This is a genomic window from Bradyrhizobium manausense (genome assembly GCF_018129685.1).
GTDB lineage: Bacteria > Pseudomonadota > Alphaproteobacteria > Rhizobiales > Xanthobacteraceae > Bradyrhizobium > Bradyrhizobium manausense_D.
The window spans coordinates 842687-860555 of sequence record NZ_JAFCLG010000001.1; the positions used below are offsets into that span (position 1 = coordinate 842687).

Here is a 17869-nt window from a genome sequence, read left to right on the forward strand (position 1 = left end):
GGGCCGGGAGGATTTAGGCGACCGCCTTCTTCTCGGTCGGCACCGAGGCGATCGTCTTCAGGATCTGCGAAGCGATCTGGTATGGGTCGCCCTGCGAGTTCGGACGGCGGTCTTCCAGATAGCCCTTGTAGCCGTTGTTGACGAAGGAGTGCGGAACGCGGATCGAGGCACCACGATCAGCCACGCCGTAGCTGAACTTGTTCCACGGCGCGGTCTCGTGCTTGCCGGTCAGACGCTTGTCGTTGTCCGGGCCGTAGACGGCGATGTGGTCCATCAGGTTCTTGTCGAAGGCAGCCATCAGCGCCTCGAAATACTCCTTGCCGCCGACGTTGCGCATGTACTCGGTGGAGAAGTTGGCGTGCATGCCCGAACCGTTCCAGTCGGTGTCGCCGAGCGGCTTGCAGTGGAACTCGATGTCGACGCCGTACTTCTCGGTCAGTCGCAGCATCAGGTAGCGGGCCATCCACATTTCGTCAGCGGCCTTCTTGGAGCCCTTGCCGAAGATCTGGAATTCCCACTGGCCCTTGGCGACTTCCGCGTTGATGCCTTCGTGGTTGATGCCGGCCGCGAGGCAGAGGTCGAGATGCTCTTCAACCATCTTGCGGGCGATGTCGCCGACGTTCGAATAGCCGACGCCGGTGTAGTACGGGCCCTGCGGCGCCGGATAACCGGAGGCCGGGAAGCCGAGCGGGCGACCGTCCTTGTAGAAGAAGTATTCCTGCTCGAAGCCGAACCAGGCGCCGGGGTCGTCAAGGATCGTGGCGCGCTTGTTGGAGGGGTGCGGGGTCTTGCCATCAGGCATCATGACTTCGCACATCACCAGCACGCCGTTGGTGCGGGCGCCGTCCGGGAACACCGCGACCGGCTTCAGCACGCAATCCGAGCTGTGGCCTTCGGCCTGCTGGGTGGAGGAGCCGTCGAAGCCCCAGAGCGGAAGCTGCTCGAGCGTCGGGAACGACGCGAATTCCTTGATCTGAGTTTTGCCGCGCAAGTTCGGAGTCGGCGTATATCCGTCGAGCCAAATGTACTCGAGCTTGTACTTGGTCATTGAGCCTCTCTGTAGATGATGCGAAAGGTGGGGTTGAGAGCCCCGCACGTTTGTACCCGGCCATCATCGGCCGACTGCTTACAAGCATTTTGCGTGCCAAAAGGCCGCAGCGCGGCAGGTTTTCCACCGCCGGCAATCGCCGCCCTCGGACAGAAATCGCCCACAACGGCGTGCGTCATAGCGGCGCACCTTTCCGTGAAGCTGCACTGCAAAATCCTGCGGAAAACGCCCGTTTCCGGAGCAGGCGACCCACTGCCGGACGCTGCCGATCAAACGCGCATCAACGTCCGGTAACTTTCGTAAAGCCGACGTCTTTGCCTCGCAACCTTTGGAATGGCCTACGCGTTAGCCACCAGCACCGTGCCTTCCGGGGTGCAGACCGCCGTCTGCCCAAGAATTGAGCGGAAACTGATTTCCTTTTCAGCACTTTGCTTTTGGGAGTGCGAGGCCGATATGGGGATTCCAGTAACCACATCAGAACGAGTCGGGCGCACCATGGAGGCCAAAGGCGCTTCGACCCAGGAGCAACCGCAATGATGAACAATGGACTGAGTCACGGATCTGCGAAGATCTACCAATTCCCTGTCGGGGGCCGTGCGGCTCTCGCGGGGCGCCGCTATGGCGATACTGGCCTTCCTGCCGATCGCGTTTCGCTTCCTGCGAACGCAACGATCTGCAGCGACAGCTGGTACCACCAGGACGCGGTCGACGAAGCAAAGCCCAAATGGGAACGCTAATGCCAGTGCCTGGTTTAAGACCGTCGCGCTCGTTCAAGCGCTCAGCGGAAGTTTGAAAAAGGGTCGAAACAACGAAGTTTCGACCCTTTTTGATTCCGGACGCCGTCCGTCAGATCACCGAGCAGGCCGTAACCGGCCGCTTCAGATGCTTGACCGTGACGTCTCCCGTCTTGTCGATCCGCAGCGTGATCCCCGCCGCCGAATAGCGCGCGCCCGAGACCGTCAGTCGCTTGGCCAGCGTGATTGGCTCGCCGTCGATCTGCAGGAAGGCGCGATTGTCGTAGTCATAAAACGCTACGATAAACTGCGTACCATCGACGCAGCGGTAGCTCCGAAACGTCTGCGCGTCGGCGTGCCGCGCGCCGGAAATTCCAGCCGACAGCATGATGATTCCCAAAAGAATGGCCTTGTGCCGGTCCATGATCGCCCCCTGTAATGGTCCGTCGGCAACATAACAAAAGCAGCTCCAATGTCAGACTCCCCTGCCCGTCACCTCGCCCTGCAAGGCGCCAGCAATTTTCGTGACCTTGGCGGCTACGCCACAAGGGACGGCCGCACCACGCGATGGCGCCACATCTTCCGCTCCAATCATCTCGGCCAGCTTACCGCTGATGACATCGAGATCGTCCGTGCACTCGGCGTCAAGAGCGCGTTCGACTTCCGTGGGCTGGAGGAGCGTACGGCCGGCGTTTGCGTCGTGAATGAGATCACCGTGCATTCGCTGCCGATCGAACCGACGGTGGTGGCTTCGTTGCGCGCCGAACTCGCCAGGGGCGCGCTCACTGGAGCGGTCGCGACCGAGCTGATGCGCGAGTCCTATCGCAACTATGTCCGCCACAACACGCACAGCTTCCGCATGTTATTCGGCCATCTGCTGGAGGACCGCGCCCCGCTCGTGATCCACTGTACTGCCGGCAAGGACCGCACCGGCTTTGCCAGCGCACTGATCCTGCACGCGCTCGGCGTTCCCGATGACGTCATTGCAGAGGATTATTTGCTGACCAATCGCCACTACAAGCGCGACGTGTCGAGCGTCTCCGATCTGCCCGCCGACGCTCTCGACGCCATCGGCTCGGTCAACGCCTCCTACCTCGATGCCGCTTTCGATGCCGTCAGCCGCGACTACGGCGATGTCGAAACTTACCTGCGGGACGGCCTCAAGCTTGGGGCAGCCGAACGAACCGCGCTGAAAGAGCGTTATCTTCAATCGTAGGCGGCTGCGCCGGGAGATCGATGATGCAAGGCAAGGTTCTGATCGTGACCGGCGCGCTCGGCGCGCTTGGCAAGGTGGTTGCGGATATCGCGCTGTCACGCGGCGCGCGGGTTGCGGGTATCGATCACGCGCCCTCTCGACTGCCGGCGACAACCGAGCGCATCGAGATCGGCGGCGTCGACCTGTCCGACACGACGCAGGCAAAAGCGGCGATCGAGGCTGCCGCAAAGCATTTCGGCAGGCTGGACGCACTCATCAACATCGCTGGCGGCTTCGCCTTCGAGACCGTCGGCGACGGCGACCTCAAGACGTGGCACCGCATGCATGCGCTCAACCTGCTGACGGCCCTCAACACCTCGCACGCGGCGCTGCCGCATCTCGCCGCCTCGAAGGCGGGGCGCATCGTCAATATCGGCGCCATGGGCGCGCTCCAGGCCAGCTCCGGCATGGGCCCCTATGCGGCATCGAAGGCGGGCGTGCATCGCCTCACCGAAGCGCTGGCCAACGAATGGAAGGGCAAGGTCACGGTGAACGCAGTGCTGCCCTCGATCATCGACACCGCGGCCAATCGTGCCGACATGCCGAATGCAGACTTCGCCAAATGGGTGACGCCGCAGGAACTCGCCGAGGTGATCCTGTTCCTCGTCAGCGACGCCGCGAGCGGCGTTACCGGAGCGCTGATTCCGGTCAGCGGACGGGTTTAAAGTCATTTCCGCGCACCTTTTGCAACGTATACCGGGCTGCTATATTTGGGCCTATGACAACGGAAGATATTGAGCGAGCGATCGCACAACTGGCGCCTGACGAATTGGCACGGTTTCGTGCTTGGTTTGAACAGTTTGACGCTGAACGCTTTGATCAGGCCTTGGAGCAAGACGCCCAGGCGGGAAAGCTCGACGCGTTTGCAGAGGAGGCGCTGAGCGCTTATCGCGCTGGCCGAACTCGCGACTTGTGAAGCACACAGCGTCGCCGAGATTCTGGAAGGCTTATGAGGCTTTGCCCGTGCAAGTTCGACGGCTGGCCGATGCCAACTTCAAGCTCCTGAAGAGCGATGCCAATCATCCCTCGCTTCAGTTCAAACAAGTCGGAAGATATTGGTCCGCCAGAGTTGGACTTCGCTATCGTGCCCTGGCTGTCAAATCCGAGGATGCCTACGTGGTTCTGGATCGGCTCGCACGCAGACTACGACCGTCTCGTAGGTTGAAGGGCGTCAATCCGGCACCAGCAGCCGCAGATTGCCCTTGAAGCGGATGCTCTGCTTGCCGGCGAGCGCGATGCCTTCGCCGTAAGCGGTCTCGTCGGTGTAGGTGCCACTGAAGCCGATGGTCACGACCTTGCGGCCCCACACCGGGCGTTCATCGAATGTGGGCGAATGCTCCTCGTTGGTCAGTTCGCCCTTCCACTTGCCGTCGACGGACGTGTAGCTGCCATAGGCGAAGAAAAAGGAATCCCCGCCGCGCATGGTGCCGTCGCGCAGCACCATGACGCCCTGATTGCCGCCCTGGACGCTATCGAGAAACTCGATCCGGATGTGATAAAGCCCGTTCCTGATCGTCATGTTCGCGAGCGTCCACCGGTTCCCGCGCGTTGATATAGCTGGCTTCCCCGCATCCGGGCAAATGCCGATCAGCCCCTGGTCCGATCCGGGCTAGACTGGCCACAACTGATTCTCCGGCCGGAAGCTTGCCTTGGAAACCGCGCTCTATCTTCCCGTCAAACGATTCCTCGAAGGGCTCGGCTTCGACGTGAAGGGGGAGGTCCGCGGCTGCGATCTCGTGGGCCTCAGCGCCGGCGATCCTCCTGTCGTGGTGATCGGCGAGCTCAAGCTCGCCTTTAATCTCGAGCTGATCCTGCAGGCGGTCGATCGGGCACCGGCGGGTGACGAGATCTGGATCGCGGCGAAAATGTCGGCGCGCGGCAAGGGACGCGAGAGCGATGCGCGCTATCGCAATCTCTGTCGCCGCCTCGGCTTCGGCATGCTCGGGGTAACCGATAAAGGCGAGGTCGAGGTGCTGGTGAAGCCGCCGACGGCTGCTCCGCGCCGTGAGCCGAAGACGCGCTCGCGGCTCGTGGCTGAACATCAGCGCCGCCAGGGCGATCCCGTGCTCGGCGGCAGCACCCGCGCGCCCATCATGACGGCCTACCGGCAGCAGGCATTGGCCTGCGCGTCAGCACTTGCCGAGGGCCCGCGGCGCGTCCGCGACCTGCGGGAGCGCTGTCCCGATGCGGGCAAGATCTTGCTTAACAATGTGTATGGCTGGTTCGAGCGTGCCGACCGAGGCATCTACCGACTGACCCAGGCAGGGCATGCGGCGCTGAAACGCTGGCCACAACAATGTCTTGAGAAGGGCGCTGCGTCACCGTCATGACACCCGACCGGTGCATAGCTGAGATGCCACACCGATTTGATATTGCAATGCAACATGTAGGGCACTAGGTATCCCGGCATCAAGACGAGGCCGTTATGAGCGCAGACTGGAATACCAAATATGGCACGCGGCGCGTCCGCCACGACCCGCCCACCCTGGACGAGGCAATCTTCGCCGCCGTCGGCATCACCGACGACCAGGATCAGCAGGCCGAGATCGCCGCTGCACTGATGGGCATGCCGCTCGATGTCGTTCAGGCCGAGGTGAAGAAGCAGGCGCGCACCAACAGCCGCATCACCGCGACACGCGTGATTGCCGGCGAACAGGGTGCACAGCGCTCCGTGGTGGTCGAGCGCCGGGTCGTCCGCCGCTTCGGCAACGACAAGCGCACCGGCACCTGAGCGCTCATCCCCCCTTACCAATATAAAAGCGGACCGGCCTCGCCGGTCCGCTTTTTGATTCCAAGTCTTTGACCTCAGGCCGCGCGATTGCCGTACATGCTGGAGAGCAGCTTCCAGCAGGTCGAGTTGAAGCTGAGCAGCGCGCGCCCTGCCTTGAAAGGTGCCGCTGCGAGATCGGCAAGCTCATCCTGGGGAGTCTTGGTCAGATCGATCGTGCCGGTGGATTCGCCGTGTCGGAACTGCAGGTGCGCGCCGAACTTCCTGGCGAGCGCGCGCATCGCGTGGTTCTCCGCGCCGGTGGTGATGCGCAGACTCTTGTAGCCCCTCCAGCGCGCTTCCGCGATCAGGCGGCTGAACAGCACGGTGCCGACGTTCTGACGGCGGGCGGAGGCTTCCACGCTGAAGGCGACTTCGGGGAGCGAATCGCCCTCCGGCGGATGCAGCTCGGCGGCCCCCCGGACCACACCGTCAACGATATAGGCGACGATCACGGTGCCATCATCCGCACAGCGGGCGGCGTAGCGCTCGATAAAACTGTCGTCGAGAAAACCGTTGAAGCGGTCGTGCCGGCTTTCGGCATCGAGCCTGAGCAGGTGATCGCGCAAAAGCGGCAACTCTTCCTGCTGGCTCAGGGTTCGCACATAGCCCGGAACAGACGCCGCGCGAGAGATCTTTTCAAGTGTCACGTCAAAACTCCTCTTGGTGTCCCTCGAGGAGGCGTTCGAATCCCTAGGCCTCCTATATTGTGCGTCGCAGCAAATTTTTCAAGACGGGAACCTGCTCAAGTTTGAGGCAGCTGGAACGACTAATTCGTTAACAAAATCAAGGCTCCGTAGTCTTACAGGACCAGCTGGGTCTGGGTCACCACGGCCACCAGTTTGCCGTCCTCAGTCTCCAGCCGGGTCGTCCAGACCTGGGTCCGGCGGCCCCGATGGACCGGTGTGGCGATCGCAATCACGGTGGTTCCCTCCTTGGCGCCACCAATGAAATTGGTCTTGCTCTCCAGCGTGGTCGTGCCCTTGGCATCTTCAGGCAGGTTGATCACGGTTGCGGCCGCCCCGACGGAATCGGCGAGTGCCATCACCGCGCCGCCATGAATTGTATGATGCACCGTGCAGAGATCGGGCCGCACCATCATCCGCGCCACCACGCGATCCTGCTCAGCCTCGACAAACTCGACGCCCTTGAGCTCGGCAAACGGCATCTTCATCGCTTTGAGCTTTTCGAGCGGCGTCATCGGATCTCCTCCCAATTCGTTGTTGTCTCAGCGTGAATGGCTTTGTGCGGCAAGGCAATGACGTCAGAGGTCATGGCCAGCATGACATCGGCGCTTCGGCGGCGGAGAACGCGCGCCCTGCTCACGTCACCGCATTGACGACCTGATACTCGGGCCGTCGCCACACTCCGCCTTTGATCACCTCCTCGATGATCTCGGCCGCGCGGATGATCTCGCTCTCGCCAATGTAGAGCGGCGTGATCCCGAACCGCATGATCTCTGGCGCGCGGAAGTCGCCGATGACGCCGCGGGCGATCAAGGCCTGCATCGCGGCGTAGCCGCCGTCGAAAGCGAAGGAGACTTGTGAGCCGCGGCGTTCGTGCGCGCGTGGGGTAACGAGCTTGAGATCCGGACACCGACGTTCGATTTCCGCAATCAGGAGATCGCCGAGCGCCAGTGAGCGAGCGCGGACCTCCTTGATGTCGACACGGTCCCAGATATCGAGCGAAGCCTCCAGCGCCGCCATCGCCAGCACGGGCGGGGTGCCCACGCGCATGCGCTCGACACCGCCGGCGGCCGCATAGGCAAGCTCGAACGCAAACGGTTTTGCGTGGCCCATCCATCCGGAGAGAGCGGCGCGCGCCTCGTCGGCATGGCGCGGCGAGACGTAGAGAAAGGCCGGCGCACCGGGGCCGGCATTGATGTATTTGTAGGTACACCCCGCCGCGAAATCGGCGCCGCAGCCGGCGAGATCGACCGGCAGCGCACCGGCCGAATGGGCGAGGTCCCAGACGGTGACGATGCCAAACCCATGGGCCATCGCGGTCAGCTTCGCCATGTCGTGGCGGCGGCCGGTGCGATAGTCGACTTCGGTGACGTAGAGGACGGCGATCTCCTCCGACAGCGAATCCTCGATCTCCTCCGGTGCCACAAGGCGCAGCTGATGGCCACGCCCGAGCGTCGCGATCAGGCCCTCGGCCATATAGAGATCGGTCGGGAAGTTGCCGGTATCGGACAGCACGACCTTGCGCGACGCGTTCATGTCGAGCGCGGCGGCAAGTGCCTGGTAGACTTTGAGCGACAGCGTGTCGCCGACCATCACGGAACCAGCTTCGGCGCCGATCAGGCGCGCGATGCGATCGCCGACAAGGCGCGGCTGGGCATACCAGCCCGCGGTGTTCCAGGCGCGGATCAGTTCGTTGCCCCACTCGGCCGTGATGACGTGGCCAACACGCTCGGCGACACCGAGCGGCAGCGCACCGAGCGAATTGCCGTCGAGATAGATCACGCCGTGAGGCAGATGGAACAGCGCCCTGGTGTCGTCGTAGACGCGAAGCCTGGTCATGGACACATCTCTACAAAATGGTGCGGACGCGCCAGAGCTCGGGAAATAGTTCAACCTCCAGCATGCGCTTGAGGTAGCTGACGCCGCCGGTACCGCCGGTGCCGCGCTTGAATCCGATGACGCGCTCGACTGTCGTGACATGGTTGAAACGCCAGCGCCGGAAATAATCCTCGAAATCGACCAGCTTCTCGGCAAGCTCGTACAGCATCCAGTGCGTCTCCGGCGCTTCGTAGACGATACGCCAAGCCTGCAGCACGCCCTCGCTGAAGCTGTGGGTCTCGCGGACATCGCGCGCCAGCACGGTCGCCGGCATCTTCAGCCCGTTGCGATCCGCCAGACGCAGCACCTCGTCATACAGGCTCGGCGTCGCGAGCTCGGCCTCGAGCAGCCTGGTCGTTTCCAGATCGTGCGCGTGCGGCTTCAGCATGGCGTGGTTGCGGTTGCCGAGCAGAAACTCGATCATGCGGTACTGGCTCGACTGGAAACCCGAGGACTGGCCGAGCTGCGACCGAAACCGGGTATATTCGCTGGGCGTCATGGTGCGCAGCACGTCCCAGGCGTTGTTAAGCTGCTCGAAGATGCGTGACATCCGCGCCAGCATCTTCATGGCGGGCGACACCTCGTCCCTGGCGATGGCACGCCGTGCGGCGCTGAGTTCGTGGATGGCAAGCCGCATCCACAGTTCGGTGGTCTGATGCTGGATGATGAACAGCATCTCGTCATGCGCTTCCGAGAGAGGATGCTGCGCGCCGAGGATCGAATCCAGCGCGAGGTAATCGCCATAGGACATCCGCAGGGTGAAATCGGTCTCGGCACCTTCCTGTGCGGGATCGTAATCGCTGGACGTCATGACATGTCCTTTCGATCGACCATCCCCGTTCCTTCAGTCGAGCCCGATCAGGCGCGCGGTGATCGGCGATGACCGATCCTTCAGTCCGTCGATCACGGTGAAATGGTTCAGCCCGGGATCGACGACGAGGCGGGTCGGCACGTCGAAGCCGGTCCAGATGTTGGCCAGCAGATCAGACTGACGGATGAATTCAGGCCGTTCGCTGCCGCCGACCCAGGCGGTCACAGGCGAATGCCCGCGCGGCAGGTGCAGCGCAGCGCTTTCGAGCGTAGCCTCCTCCATGGTCATGCGCAGCGTCTCGTTCATCCTGGTCTTCAGGAGCGGGCGCAGATCGTGCAGGCCGCTGATCGAGAGCGTGCCGGCGATGCGGTTGAAGACGGCAGGTTCGAGCCGGCTATCGTCACAGAGCATGCGCGTGACGAGATGACCGCCGGCGGAATGACCGGCGAGCCGGATCGGTCCTGCGACGAGCGAGGCCGCTTTCGCAATTGCCGCTGCGATCTCGGCGGTAATGTCGGAGATGCGCGCGGCCGGTGTCAGCGTGTAGCTCGGCAGCGCCACGGTCCAGCCGTGATGCCGGGCGCCTTCGGCAAGATCCGTCCAGGTCGATTTGTCGAAGCGCATCCAGTAGCCGCCATGCACGAACACGGCGAGACCCTTGCTGTCGCCATCGGGCAGGATCAGGTCGAAACGCTGGCGCTCGCCGGGACCATACGCGATGTCGGGACGAAAACCCTTCAGCCCGGCCCGATAGGCCGCCGCCCGCTCCGCCCATTGCGCCGGCATCTTGTCCGAGCCCGGGATATGGGCCGAATTGGCATAAGCATCATCCCAATCGCGCATCGTGTCTTCCTCGACGGACTCGGCAATCCGGCGCTAGTTTGCCACCAGAGGCGGCGGCATCCTAGTCTTTATTTTAAGCTTAAAGGATTTGGAGAAGCCCGGGTTTCGGGCAACGAACGGCAGGATATTTCCCATCCGGACGGGGGCCGGCAGCACACTCCGTCATTGCGAGCGCAGCGAGGCAACCCAGTCTGCCTCCGCGGGAACGCTCTGGATTGCGTCGTCGCATCAGCGCAAGATTGCTACGCAGTTTTGTCGCGATTTCCTCGCAATGACGATGGAGATAGCTGTTCCCGTGGCTACGCTTTCTCCACCCCGCACCACTCCGCGATGAACAGCGCCATCGCCTTGGTGGTCTTCTTCAGCGAGTCCAGCTCGATAAATTCGTTGAAGCCGTGCATCTCCCCGCCACTGGCGCCGAAGCACAGGCTGGGGATGCCGTGGTTGAGGCCGTAGAAGCGAGTGTCCGTCAGTGCGGTGAAGACGAGGTCCTCGACCGCGCCGCCATAGACTTTGTTGAAGGCCTTGCCGAATGCGGCCTCCGGCGCGGCAGAGTTGGTCAATTCATAGCCTTCCGACAGGAAGCCGGACCATTCGACCTCCGGCGGATTGTTGGCGAGGAAACGGTGGTTGCGCGAGGCGGCGGCGACGCAGGCCAAAATCTCCTTCTGGTGATCGGCGACCGACCAGCCCGGCAGGATCGCGATGCGGCAATCGACGTCGCACCAGGCCGGCACGCTGGACGCCCAATCGCCCCCCTTGATGATTCCAGGATTGAAATTGATCGGATGGTTGAGCGTCTTGAAGTGGCGATCGGCTTTTGCCCGCTCGTTCCATTCGATCTCCAGCTTTTGCACCGCCTGGATCAGATGATACGCCGCCATGATTGCGTTGGCGCCGGAGCCGGCATGCGCGACATGGACGGGGTGACCTTTCACCCTCAGGCGAAACCAGATCACGCCGACCTGCGAGCGCACCATCTTTCCGGCGGTCGGCTCGGGGATGAAACAGGCATCGGCGCGATAGCCGCGCTGCAGCGTCGACAGCGCGCCGACGCCGGTGCTCTCCTCCTCGATGACCGACTGGAAGTGAATCCGCGCCGTGGGTTTCAGGCCGGCCGCCTTGATCGCATCCAGCGCGTACAGCGCGCCGATGGTGCCCGACTTCATGTCGCAGGCGCCGCGGCCGAACATCTTGCCGTCCTTGATGACAGGCGAGAACGGCGGCGTCTCCCACAATTCCAGCGGTCCCGCAGGCACAACGTCGCAATGCCCCTGGAGGATCAGCGATTTGCCGGCCTCGGTTGTCGGGCGATAGGTGCCGACCACCGAGCGCGCCTTGGAGAAGTCATGCTCGATCGGGCCAAACCCGCGCAAATCCTTGAGATCGTCGACCTCGATGTGCCAGTCGTCGACCTCGTAGCCGCGCGCACGCAGGAGGTCGCCGATCATGTCCTGGCACGGTCCCTCCGCCCCGCGGGTCGAAGGGATCGCGACAAAATCGCGCGTGGTCGCAAGCTGGGCTTCGAAGCCGGCGTCGACGGCGTCAAGAATCCTCTGCTGCGTTTCGGCATTCATCAGGCAAACTCCGGGCATCCAGTTGGTCAACGATGCGCGCAAGCTAGCCGATTTCAGCCGTTCGGGTACTCCACAAAATAAGCATCCCGCAATGCATCTTCGAGCAGTCGGCCCTCGGAATAGCCATTGAGCGTCGCCGGCCGGCTCACCCCATCGAGCAGCCGCGGACACGGCTCCGGCGCGCCGAGCACGGTGCGGACCGGAATGCGCTCGGCGTAAACAGGCAATTCGTAATCCTCTTCGTCATCGGCGACGCCCTTGGCGCGGACCTTTGCCGAGGCCTCCTCGATCTCCATCGCGATGAAGGAGGTCGCCTTGATCTCCTTGACGTTGCTGGCCCGCAGGCTCGCGGTGCGACCCGGAAAGAAGCGGTCGACCATCGCGACCGCCGCCCGCTCCTTCTCCGCGGGATCGGTGACGAGATAGGCGCTGCCGAACGCCATCACCGCGCGGTAGTCGGCCGAGTGATTGAAGCCGCAGCGCGCCAGCACGAGGCTGTCGAGATGGGCGACCGTCAGGCAAACGCGTTCGCCTTTGGTCTGGTTGCGCAGCATGCGGCTTGCGCTGGAGCCGTGCCAGTAGAGCTTCGTGCCTTCGCGCCAGAAGAAGGTCGGCGTGCAATAGGGCTGACCGTCGATGACATAGGAGACGTGGCACATCATCGAGGAATCCAGGATGCGGTGAACGGTCGCGTGATCGTAGAAGCCGCGGTCGTGCCTGCGCTTGACCTGATTGCGCGCCGACGTCGGATAGGAATTCTGGCTCTCAGTCTGGCTCACGGCCGCTCCTGTCGTGTCTGGAACAATTCCAGGCAGTTGTAGCGACGCATTTGGTCTGCGATAGTGCCAATTCCATGCAAAAAATTCCGACCAATTCTCCTGGCAAGGCCGAGCTGCCGCTCGATCTGACCGGCCCGCACATCACCGCCGGCGCCTCCTCGGCGCACCGGCTGTACCAGGCGCTGTGCGAGATGATCGTCGGCGGCCTCGTCAAATCAGGCGAGCCGCTGCCACCTTCGCGCACGCTGGCCAGGCAGACCGGCTTTCGGCGCAATGCCGTGGTCACCGCCTATGAGCGCCTGATCGCCGATGGGTTTGCGCAGGCGACCGTCGGCTCGGGCACGTTCGTGGCCGCGCGCATTCCCGCGCGCGCCGCAGCAGCCAAGAAGCCGAAGGTCATGGTCGAGGCGCCGCGACAAGGCGCTTTTGCGCTCGGCTGCACGCATATTGACGAGCGCGCGGTGCAGCGCTTTCGCGCGCTCGTCGGCCGGCGCATGCGCGCCTTCGGCAGCGAGCACCTGCATTACGGCGACCCGCGCGGCAGCCGTGAGTTGCGCGTCGCGATCGCCGATCATCTGCTGTCGGCGCGCGGGCTCCGGTGCGAGCCCGACCAGATCATGCTGACATCGGGAACGCTGCACACGCTGCGCATCGTTCTCGGCGCGATCCTGAAGGCCAACGATCAGGTCTGGTGCGAGGACCCCGGCTATCCCATCGCCCGCCGGACCATAGGGCAATGCGGCTATCGCACGGTGCCCATCCCGGTCGACGCGCACGGCCTGCGAGTTTCGAAGGGACGCACCGCCGCGCCGTCCGCGCGCGCGGCTTACGTGACCCCATCGCACCAGTTTCCGCTGGGCGTGCAGATGTCGATGCCGCGTCGACTGGAGCTGCTGGACTGGGCGAAACAGGCTGGCGCGTTCGTGTTCGAGGACGATTACGACAGCGAGTTCCGCTATGACGGTGCGCCGCTAATGTCGCTCGCCGGCATCGATCAGCTCCAGCGCGTGATCTACATGGGCACGTTTGCCAAGACGCTGTTTCCGGGCCTGCGCATCGGCTATTGCGCCCTGCCCGAGCACCTGATGGCGGACGTCACGGCCGCCCGCGCCGCGCTCGACCGTTTTCCCGGAACCCTGATGGAAGGCGCGGTCGCCGACATGCTCAATTCCGGCGCGTTCGCAGCGAACCTGAAGCGCGTGCGAAAACTCTATCGCGAGGCGCGCGATACGCTGGCCGAGACGCTGGAAGCAGCATCGGATGGCGCGCTGTCGGTCCCGGTGCCGTCGCAGGGGCTGCACCTCGTGGCGCGGTTCGATCCGTCGGTCGCCCCGGCGGTCGCGACCGAGGCGAAGCAGGCCGCAGGCGTGGAAGGCTGGCTGCTCGCGGACACCTATGCGCGGGCCCGGCCACTGGCCGGTTTCGTGCTGGGATTTTCGGGGCACGCGGTTCCACGTCTCGTCGCGTCCGCGGAGCGGCTGGCGCGAGAAGCGCGCGCCGCCATGCGTGCCGGAGGCAAGTCGGCCCTGCGGAAGTGACAAAGCTTCGCTATCAAAATCGGAGGCCGGTCCCTAACATCGCGGCACTGATTCCGGGATCCCTCATCATGTCACTTGTCACCACACTTGGCCGCGCAACCTGTCTTTCGCTCCTGATGTCCACTGGCCTCGCGTTGACCGCACACGCGACCACGGTCGGACGTGATCAGGATATCGTCGATCTCAAGCTGGGTCAGCGCGTCATGGTCGACGACGGAACCTGTCCGGCCGGACAGATCAAGGAAGTGCGCGGCTCCAAGATGACCGACAAAGGCGTGGTGCGAACGGCGTCCTGCGTGGCGCGGTTCGGTCCGAGTACCAAATAGCGGTTAAGACTTCGCCGGATCGAACATGCATTGCAGGGTCGGCTTGGCGATCCTGGTGAATGTCGCGCCGATCTCGCTTTGCTTTGCCACCGGCACCCAATCGGTCTCAATGGTGGGCACGCCGGTCTCGCTGATGCCGCGCAGCAGCGCCTCGCGCAGATCGCGATCCTCGACCATTGCCGCGGCGTGATCGTGCAAGCAGCCGCAGACCTCTTCCGGATGCTCCCAGCGTCCCAGCATGCGCGGAGCACATTGCCTCACGAATTCAGTCCGCGGATCTGGCAGCCGGCTCGTTCCGCGAACCTGCGCCTGCACGGAGCCGATGGTCAGAAGGAACAGGAACGCCGCGGCGCATAAACGAAGATACATGATGGCCTTGCCGGCTGATTTTCTTGTTGAGGATCAGAAGCGCGCCGCCAGGACGATCGGCTGCTGCGCCGGGGCGCTGATCGGGGAGCCGCTGTACTGGAAGGTGCCGATGCCGGGCAGATTGCCGTCCGGGCTACCGGCGAACGAGGAACCGGCAAGGACGAAACCGAAAGCGAGGATGAAGCTGAGCGCGCGCATGGTGTTGTCCCAGGTTGCGTGGCCGGCGGCGTGCCGTCGTTGTTGTGAAGCTGATAACCATCCGCGGTTTCTCCCGTGATGCGCCAAAAGCCCAAAATGGTTTCGTTCCCGGTCAGAATTGTTTCGTCGCCTGCGGTGGGACGAAACAATCCCCGGAAAACGTCAATCATTTCAGACAAGGCGCCTGACGGCTTGAACCTGCATGGGAGCAACTCCCCGCGCAACTTGAGGCGGCGCGGTCATATCGGCGACGTCCGAGCTTCACATGCATTTTACGGTTTTCTGCTGAAGAGAGCCGCAAACCAAAGGGATGGACATCATGACGGCGCAAGATCGCGCAACGGCGCGCGACGCGGCGCAGACTATAGACCGCGCCGGCTCACCCGGCGCGATGGCGTTGCAATCAGACCGCGGCTACGAGGCCGTGCCGCAGGCCTTCGTCCGGCTCAGCGGCTCGCACCTTGCGAAACCAGGCGCCGGCCGCAAGCGCGTCACTGAGTGAACGCAAGCGCGTCACTGAGTGAAGAAGTCAGCGCACTTCTGGATGTTCGCGTCCGCCGGTCCCCACGGCATGATCGGCACCGTCGAGGTCGAGTTCTTCGGCGATCCCTCGATCAGCTTGTCCGAATAGACCATGTAGACCAGCACATTGCGCTTGGCATCGCAGCCGCGCACGATCTGCATCTTCTTGAAGAAGAGCGAGCGGCGCTTGCGGAACATGTCGTCGCCCTGCTCCATTTTGTCCTTGAACTTGATCGGACCGATCTGGCGGCAGGCCAGCGAGATGTCCGAGACCTCCTCGGCAAGACCGAGCCAGCCCTTGAAGCCGCCCTTCTCCGGTACCGTGAAATGACAGGCCACACCCTCGACCTCGGGGTCGTCGAGGCCGTAGGTCGCAAGCTTGTCGTTCGGGCTCATCCATTTGAACACGGTGGAGCGGCGAAAAATCAGATCCGGTTCGTCGGCAGCTTGCGCGGAAGCCATTGGCGCGACCAGAGCCAGAAGGAATAAAGCGAGGCCTTTCAAGCGGATGCTGGAAAGACCGGGGAAACGAGATGACATGAAGTTTCTCCGGTAACGGGTCCCCGCAATGTAGGAAGCGGGCGCCCAATCAGGAAGGTGACCGCAAGCCGGCCCGGCCGCCGTTTACCGCTCTGTGAGGCTTTTTTGCTACGTCTTGGACAAAAGTAGCGGACGGCAGAACTGCCGTGCTGGTGAACGCGTATCCCCTCTGCGACACTAACGTCAGATTTGGATTGTGGATTCGAGGAATGAATAGCGTGAACGGGTCCCGTTTTTCGACCGCGCCGGCACGGCTGTGGCAGTTCGCCTTTCTGACAGCCGTGGGGGCGATCGGCACGACCGGCCAGGCAGAAGCGGCGTTCTATTACACGCCGGATTATTCGGGCACATCCTACTACTACCCACAAGAGCGGCACCCTGAACAGCTGCGACAGAAGCCCCAGAAGCGCGGGTCGGCGGCCAAGAATAAGGACGAGGCGCTCGTCGAGAAGGAGACCGGCGCGAAGCCGCAAGGTCCGCTCGTCATCGTCGTATCGATCGACCGGCAGAAGGTGACGATCTACGATTCCAACGGCGTGTTCGCGGAATCGCCGGTGTCGACCGGCATGAAAGGCCACTCGACGCCGATGGGCGTGTTCAGCGTTATCCAGAAGCACAAGTTCCACCACTCCAACATCTATAGCGGCGCCCCGATGCCGTACATGCAGCGGATCACCTGGTCCGGCGTCGCCATGCATGCCGGCGTGCTGCCGGGCTATCCGGCCTCGCACGGCTGCATCCGCATGCCGATGGCGTTTGCGGTGAAGATGTGGAACTGGACCAAGATGGGCGCGCGCGTCATCGTCTCGCCCGGCCAGATGACGCCGCAAAGCTTCTCGCACCCGATGCTCGCCTCGCTGCGCGTTCCGCCGCAGCCGGCAGCAAGTCTCGAGCCGACGACAAGCGTCGGCGACAAGGCGGACAAGGGGGCGCCGGAGACCAAGGTCACTGAGAACAGACCGGTCGAAACCAAAACCGCCAGCGCTGACGGAGTGCTCGAGCTGCGCTCCACCGTCGGCCACACTGTGATGTCGGACGCGACCACGGGCAATGCATTGGTCCGCGACGAAGCCGCCAAGACAGATGTGAAGACAGACGTGAAGCCCGATACCAAGGCCGGTGAAGTTTCCGCGCCGGCGAAGCAGCCCGACGACACGGCCGGGAAGACCGACGAGGCCATGAAGCCCGCCGACGCGGCGAGCACCGAAGCGAAGCCCGCTGAAGCTGCGGAGGCACCCAAGGCAGGCGCGGACGAAAAGACTGCCGACAAGGTCGAGGCCGCGAATCCGGAGCCGGGCGCTGCGCCGAAGGTCGACGCTCCGAAGGCGGAAGTCGCTGCCGAGCCTGCCAAATCTGAGCCGGTCAAGTCTGAGCCGGTCAAGGCTGAGGCCGCCGCCCCTGAAAAGAAGCCCGACGCGCCCGTGGCGGCGTCGCCGGACGCGAAGAAGGACCAGACCCGCGTCGCCGATCCCGCGCCGTCCGTGAAGCCTGATTTGCCGAAGCGGACCGGCCAGATTGCGGTGTTCATCAGCCGCAAGGATTCCAAGCTCTATGTGCGGCAGAACTTTGCGCCGCTGTTCGATGTGCCCGTGACGATCGCCGCAAGCGACCGTCCGCTCGGCACGCACGTTTTCACCGCGGAGGTCGACAAGACCGATTCCAACGCGCTGCATTGGTCGGTGGTGTCGCTGCCGGTCGCCGTTCGCGCCGCCGCGCGCGATGACGACGGTCGCGTGGTGCGCCGCCAGCGTGGTGCGGCCGTGATTCCCGTGGCCGCAAAGCCAGTGGTTACGCCCGACAGCCCGGCCGAGGCGCTGGATCGCATCACGATCCCCGCTGACGCCATGGCGAAGATCAACGAGATGCTCACCACCGGCGGCTCTGTGATCGTCTCCGACCAGGGCATCAACCAGGGCGAGACCGGCGAAGGCACCGACTTCATCGTCCGTCTTTACTGAGCGCTCCGCCGTCCCGGATAACGCGGTGTTGAGCAGGCCT

The 17869-nt window shown here is 63.4% G+C and carries 23 protein-coding genes and 1 pseudogene; 11 read left to right on the plus strand and 13 right to left on the minus strand.

The window, feature by feature from the left end:
• Positions 1 to 13: 13 nt before the first annotated feature.
• Positions 14 to 1048: a glutamine synthetase beta-grasp domain-containing protein gene (locus tag JQ621_RS04170; RefSeq protein ID WP_212233128.1), complete on the minus strand. Its 1035-nt coding sequence runs from the start codon at positions 1046 to 1048 to the stop codon at positions 14 to 16.
• 533 nt (positions 1049 to 1581) lie between these two features.
• Between JQ621_RS04170 and JQ621_RS04175 the strand changes: the two genes are divergently transcribed.
• Positions 1582 to 1785, plus strand: coding sequence for a DUF2735 domain-containing protein (locus tag JQ621_RS04175; RefSeq protein WP_212233129.1), 204 nt, complete (start codon positions 1582 to 1584; stop codon positions 1783 to 1785).
• Between the two features lie 109 nt (positions 1786 to 1894).
• Here JQ621_RS04175 and JQ621_RS04180 read toward each other — a convergent pair whose 3' ends face one another.
• Positions 1895 to 2206: an MliC family protein gene (locus tag JQ621_RS04180; RefSeq protein WP_212233130.1), complete on the minus strand. Its 312-nt coding sequence runs from the start codon at positions 2204 to 2206 to the stop codon at positions 1895 to 1897.
• A 48-nt stretch (positions 2207 to 2254) separates the two neighbouring features.
• On the opposite strand from JQ621_RS04180, the gene JQ621_RS04185 reads away from it, so the two are divergent.
• From JQ621_RS04185 to JQ621_RS36110, 4 genes and pseudogenes are all read left to right on the plus strand, one after another.
• Complete coding sequence (locus JQ621_RS04185; RefSeq protein WP_212233131.1) at positions 2255 to 2998, plus strand: tyrosine-protein phosphatase; 744 nt, start codon at positions 2255 to 2257, stop codon at positions 2996 to 2998.
• A gap of 23 nt (positions 2999 to 3021) precedes the next feature.
• Positions 3022 to 3702, plus strand: coding sequence for an SDR family oxidoreductase (locus JQ621_RS04190; RefSeq protein ID WP_212233132.1), 681 nt, complete (start codon positions 3022 to 3024; stop codon positions 3700 to 3702).
• A 53-nt stretch (positions 3703 to 3755) separates the two neighbouring features.
• Positions 3756 to 3953 (plus strand): hypothetical protein, encoded by a 198-nt coding sequence (locus tag JQ621_RS04195; protein ID WP_212233133.1) that lies wholly within the window; start codon positions 3756 to 3758, stop codon positions 3951 to 3953.
• A pseudogene (locus JQ621_RS36110) lies at positions 3950 to 4202 on the plus strand (ParE family toxin-like protein). The gene JQ621_RS04195 and the pseudogene JQ621_RS36110 overlap by 4 nt, the downstream one beginning before the upstream one ends.
• Before the next feature lie 6 nt (positions 4203 to 4208).
• Here JQ621_RS36110 and JQ621_RS04200 read toward each other — a convergent pair.
• Positions 4209 to 4556: a GrlR family regulatory protein gene (locus tag JQ621_RS04200; RefSeq protein WP_212233134.1), complete on the minus strand. Its 348-nt coding sequence runs from the start codon at positions 4554 to 4556 to the stop codon at positions 4209 to 4211.
• 130 nt (positions 4557 to 4686) lie between these two features.
• Between JQ621_RS04200 and JQ621_RS04205 the strand changes: the two genes are divergently transcribed.
• Positions 4687 to 5367 carry a DUF2161 domain-containing phosphodiesterase gene (locus tag JQ621_RS04205; RefSeq protein WP_212233135.1) on the plus strand — a complete coding sequence of 227 codons (681 nt, stop codon included), beginning with the start codon at positions 4687 to 4689 and terminating at the stop codon, positions 5365 to 5367.
• A gap of 95 nt (positions 5368 to 5462) precedes the next feature.
• Entirely contained in the window at positions 5463 to 5768 is a 306-nt protein-coding gene (locus JQ621_RS04210) for a hypothetical protein (RefSeq protein ID WP_212233136.1), read from the plus strand.
• A 74-nt stretch (positions 5769 to 5842) separates the two neighbouring features.
• Here the strand turns inward: JQ621_RS04210 and JQ621_RS04215 are convergent, their stop codons facing one another.
• The 7 genes from JQ621_RS04215 to JQ621_RS04245 form a co-directional block, all read right to left on the minus strand.
• Positions 5843 to 6454: a GNAT family N-acetyltransferase gene (locus JQ621_RS04215; protein WP_212233137.1), complete on the minus strand. Its 612-nt coding sequence runs from the start codon at positions 6452 to 6454 to the stop codon at positions 5843 to 5845.
• A gap of 152 nt (positions 6455 to 6606) precedes the next feature.
• Entirely contained in the window at positions 6607 to 7005 is a 399-nt protein-coding gene (locus tag JQ621_RS04220; RefSeq protein WP_212233138.1) for a PaaI family thioesterase, read from the minus strand.
• Positions 7006 to 7126: 121 nt separating this feature from the next.
• Positions 7127 to 8329, minus strand: a complete 1203-nt coding sequence (gene kynU, locus JQ621_RS04225) for a kynureninase (protein ID WP_212233139.1) — start codon at positions 8327 to 8329, stop codon at positions 7127 to 7129.
• A gap of 10 nt (positions 8330 to 8339) precedes the next feature.
• Positions 8340 to 9179 (minus strand): tryptophan 2,3-dioxygenase, encoded by an 840-nt coding sequence (gene kynA, locus JQ621_RS04230; protein ID WP_212233140.1) that lies wholly within the window; start codon positions 9177 to 9179, stop codon positions 8340 to 8342.
• A 33-nt stretch (positions 9180 to 9212) separates the two neighbouring features.
• Positions 9213 to 10022: an alpha/beta hydrolase gene (locus tag JQ621_RS04235; protein ID WP_212233141.1), complete on the minus strand. Its 810-nt coding sequence runs from the start codon at positions 10020 to 10022 to the stop codon at positions 9213 to 9215.
• A 299-nt stretch (positions 10023 to 10321) separates the two neighbouring features.
• Positions 10322 to 11599: an ArgE/DapE family deacylase gene (locus JQ621_RS04240; RefSeq protein ID WP_212233142.1), complete on the minus strand. Its 1278-nt coding sequence runs from the start codon at positions 11597 to 11599 to the stop codon at positions 10322 to 10324.
• A gap of 53 nt (positions 11600 to 11652) precedes the next feature.
• Positions 11653 to 12378 (minus strand): pyridoxamine 5'-phosphate oxidase family protein, encoded by a 726-nt coding sequence (locus tag JQ621_RS04245; protein ID WP_212233143.1) that lies wholly within the window; start codon positions 12376 to 12378, stop codon positions 11653 to 11655.
• 74 nt (positions 12379 to 12452) lie between these two features.
• On the opposite strand from JQ621_RS04245, the gene pdxR reads away from it, so the two are divergent.
• Together pdxR and JQ621_RS04255 are read left to right on the plus strand one after the other, a co-directional pair.
• On the plus strand, positions 12453 to 13916 hold the full coding sequence (pdxR, locus tag JQ621_RS04250) for a MocR-like pyridoxine biosynthesis transcription factor PdxR (protein WP_212233144.1): 1464 nt from the start codon (positions 12453 to 12455) through the stop codon (positions 13914 to 13916).
• A gap of 68 nt (positions 13917 to 13984) precedes the next feature.
• Positions 13985 to 14242: a DUF6719 family protein gene (locus JQ621_RS04255; RefSeq protein WP_212233145.1), complete on the plus strand. Its 258-nt coding sequence runs from the start codon at positions 13985 to 13987 to the stop codon at positions 14240 to 14242.
• Positions 14243 to 14245: 3 nt separating this feature from the next.
• Here JQ621_RS04255 and JQ621_RS04260 read toward each other — a convergent pair whose 3' ends face one another.
• A complete protein-coding gene (locus tag JQ621_RS04260; protein WP_212233146.1) occupies positions 14246 to 14611 on the minus strand; it encodes a hypothetical protein in 366 nt (121 codons plus the stop codon).
• A 33-nt stretch (positions 14612 to 14644) separates the two neighbouring features.
• The gene (locus JQ621_RS04265; protein ID WP_212233147.1) at positions 14645 to 14809 is read right to left on the minus strand and encodes a hypothetical protein; all 165 of its coding nucleotides are present in this window, start codon (positions 14807 to 14809) and stop codon (positions 14645 to 14647) included.
• A 319-nt stretch (positions 14810 to 15128) separates the two neighbouring features.
• Here JQ621_RS04265 and JQ621_RS04270 point away from each other — a divergent pair, with 319 nt between their 5' ends.
• Positions 15129 to 15311 (plus strand): hypothetical protein, encoded by a 183-nt coding sequence (locus JQ621_RS04270; RefSeq protein WP_212233148.1) that lies wholly within the window; start codon positions 15129 to 15131, stop codon positions 15309 to 15311.
• A gap of 11 nt (positions 15312 to 15322) precedes the next feature.
• Here JQ621_RS04270 and JQ621_RS04275 read toward each other — a convergent pair whose 3' ends face one another.
• Positions 15323 to 15871 carry a CreA family protein gene (locus JQ621_RS04275; RefSeq protein WP_212233149.1) on the minus strand — a complete coding sequence of 183 codons (549 nt, stop codon included), beginning with the start codon at positions 15869 to 15871 and terminating at the stop codon, positions 15323 to 15325.
• A gap of 209 nt (positions 15872 to 16080) precedes the next feature.
• Between JQ621_RS04275 and JQ621_RS04280 the strand changes: the two genes are divergently transcribed.
• The gene (locus tag JQ621_RS04280) at positions 16081 to 17829 is read left to right on the plus strand and encodes a L,D-transpeptidase (RefSeq protein WP_212233150.1); all 1749 of its coding nucleotides are present in this window, start codon (positions 16081 to 16083) and stop codon (positions 17827 to 17829) included.
• Positions 17830 to 17869 lie beyond the last annotated feature (40 nt).

Coding starts and splice junctions, on each gene's coding strand:
- JQ621_RS04260 (WP_212233146.1), bottom strand. CDS start 14,611: ATGTATCTTCGTTTATGCGCCGCGGCGTTCCTGTTCCTTCTGACCATC.
- JQ621_RS04200 (WP_212233134.1), bottom strand. CDS start 4,556: ATGACGATCAGGAACGGGCTTTATCACATCCGGATCGAGTTTCTCGAT.
- JQ621_RS04180 (WP_212233130.1), bottom strand. CDS start 2,206: ATGGACCGGCACAAGGCCATTCTTTTGGGAATCATCATGCTGTCGGCT.
- JQ621_RS04170 (WP_212233128.1), bottom strand. CDS start 1,048: ATGACCAAGTACAAGCTCGAGTACATTTGGCTCGACGGATATACGCCG.
- JQ621_RS04185 (WP_212233131.1), top strand. CDS start 2,255: ATGTCAGACTCCCCTGCCCGTCACCTCGCCCTGCAAGGCGCCAGCAAT.
- JQ621_RS04175 (WP_212233129.1), top strand. CDS start 1,582: ATGATGAACAATGGACTGAGTCACGGATCTGCGAAGATCTACCAATTC.
- kynU (WP_212233139.1), bottom strand. CDS start 8,329: ATGACCAGGCTTCGCGTCTACGACGACACCAGGGCGCTGTTCCATCTG.
- JQ621_RS04270 (WP_212233148.1), top strand. CDS start 15,129: ATGACGGCGCAAGATCGCGCAACGGCGCGCGACGCGGCGCAGACTATA.
- JQ621_RS04240 (WP_212233142.1), bottom strand. CDS start 11,599: ATGAATGCCGAAACGCAGCAGAGGATTCTTGACGCCGTCGACGCCGGC.
- JQ621_RS04280 (WP_212233150.1), top strand. CDS start 16,081: ATGAATAGCGTGAACGGGTCCCGTTTTTCGACCGCGCCGGCACGGCTG.
- JQ621_RS04265 (WP_212233147.1), bottom strand. CDS start 14,809: ATGCGCGCGCTCAGCTTCATCCTCGCTTTCGGTTTCGTCCTTGCCGGT.
- JQ621_RS04235 (WP_212233141.1), bottom strand. CDS start 10,022: ATGCGCGATTGGGATGATGCTTATGCCAATTCGGCCCATATCCCGGGC.
- JQ621_RS04275 (WP_212233149.1), bottom strand. CDS start 15,871: ATGTCATCTCGTTTCCCCGGTCTTTCCAGCATCCGCTTGAAAGGCCTC.
- kynA (WP_212233140.1), bottom strand. CDS start 9,179: ATGACGTCCAGCGATTACGATCCCGCACAGGAAGGTGCCGAGACCGAT.
- JQ621_RS04190 (WP_212233132.1), top strand. CDS start 3,022: ATGCAAGGCAAGGTTCTGATCGTGACCGGCGCGCTCGGCGCGCTTGGC.
- pdxR (WP_212233144.1), top strand. CDS start 12,453: ATGCAAAAAATTCCGACCAATTCTCCTGGCAAGGCCGAGCTGCCGCTC.
- JQ621_RS04255 (WP_212233145.1), top strand. CDS start 13,985: ATGTCACTTGTCACCACACTTGGCCGCGCAACCTGTCTTTCGCTCCTG.
- JQ621_RS04210 (WP_212233136.1), top strand. CDS start 5,463: ATGAGCGCAGACTGGAATACCAAATATGGCACGCGGCGCGTCCGCCAC.
- JQ621_RS04220 (WP_212233138.1), bottom strand. CDS start 7,005: ATGACGCCGCTCGAAAAGCTCAAAGCGATGAAGATGCCGTTTGCCGAG.
- JQ621_RS04195 (WP_212233133.1), top strand. CDS start 3,756: ATGACAACGGAAGATATTGAGCGAGCGATCGCACAACTGGCGCCTGAC.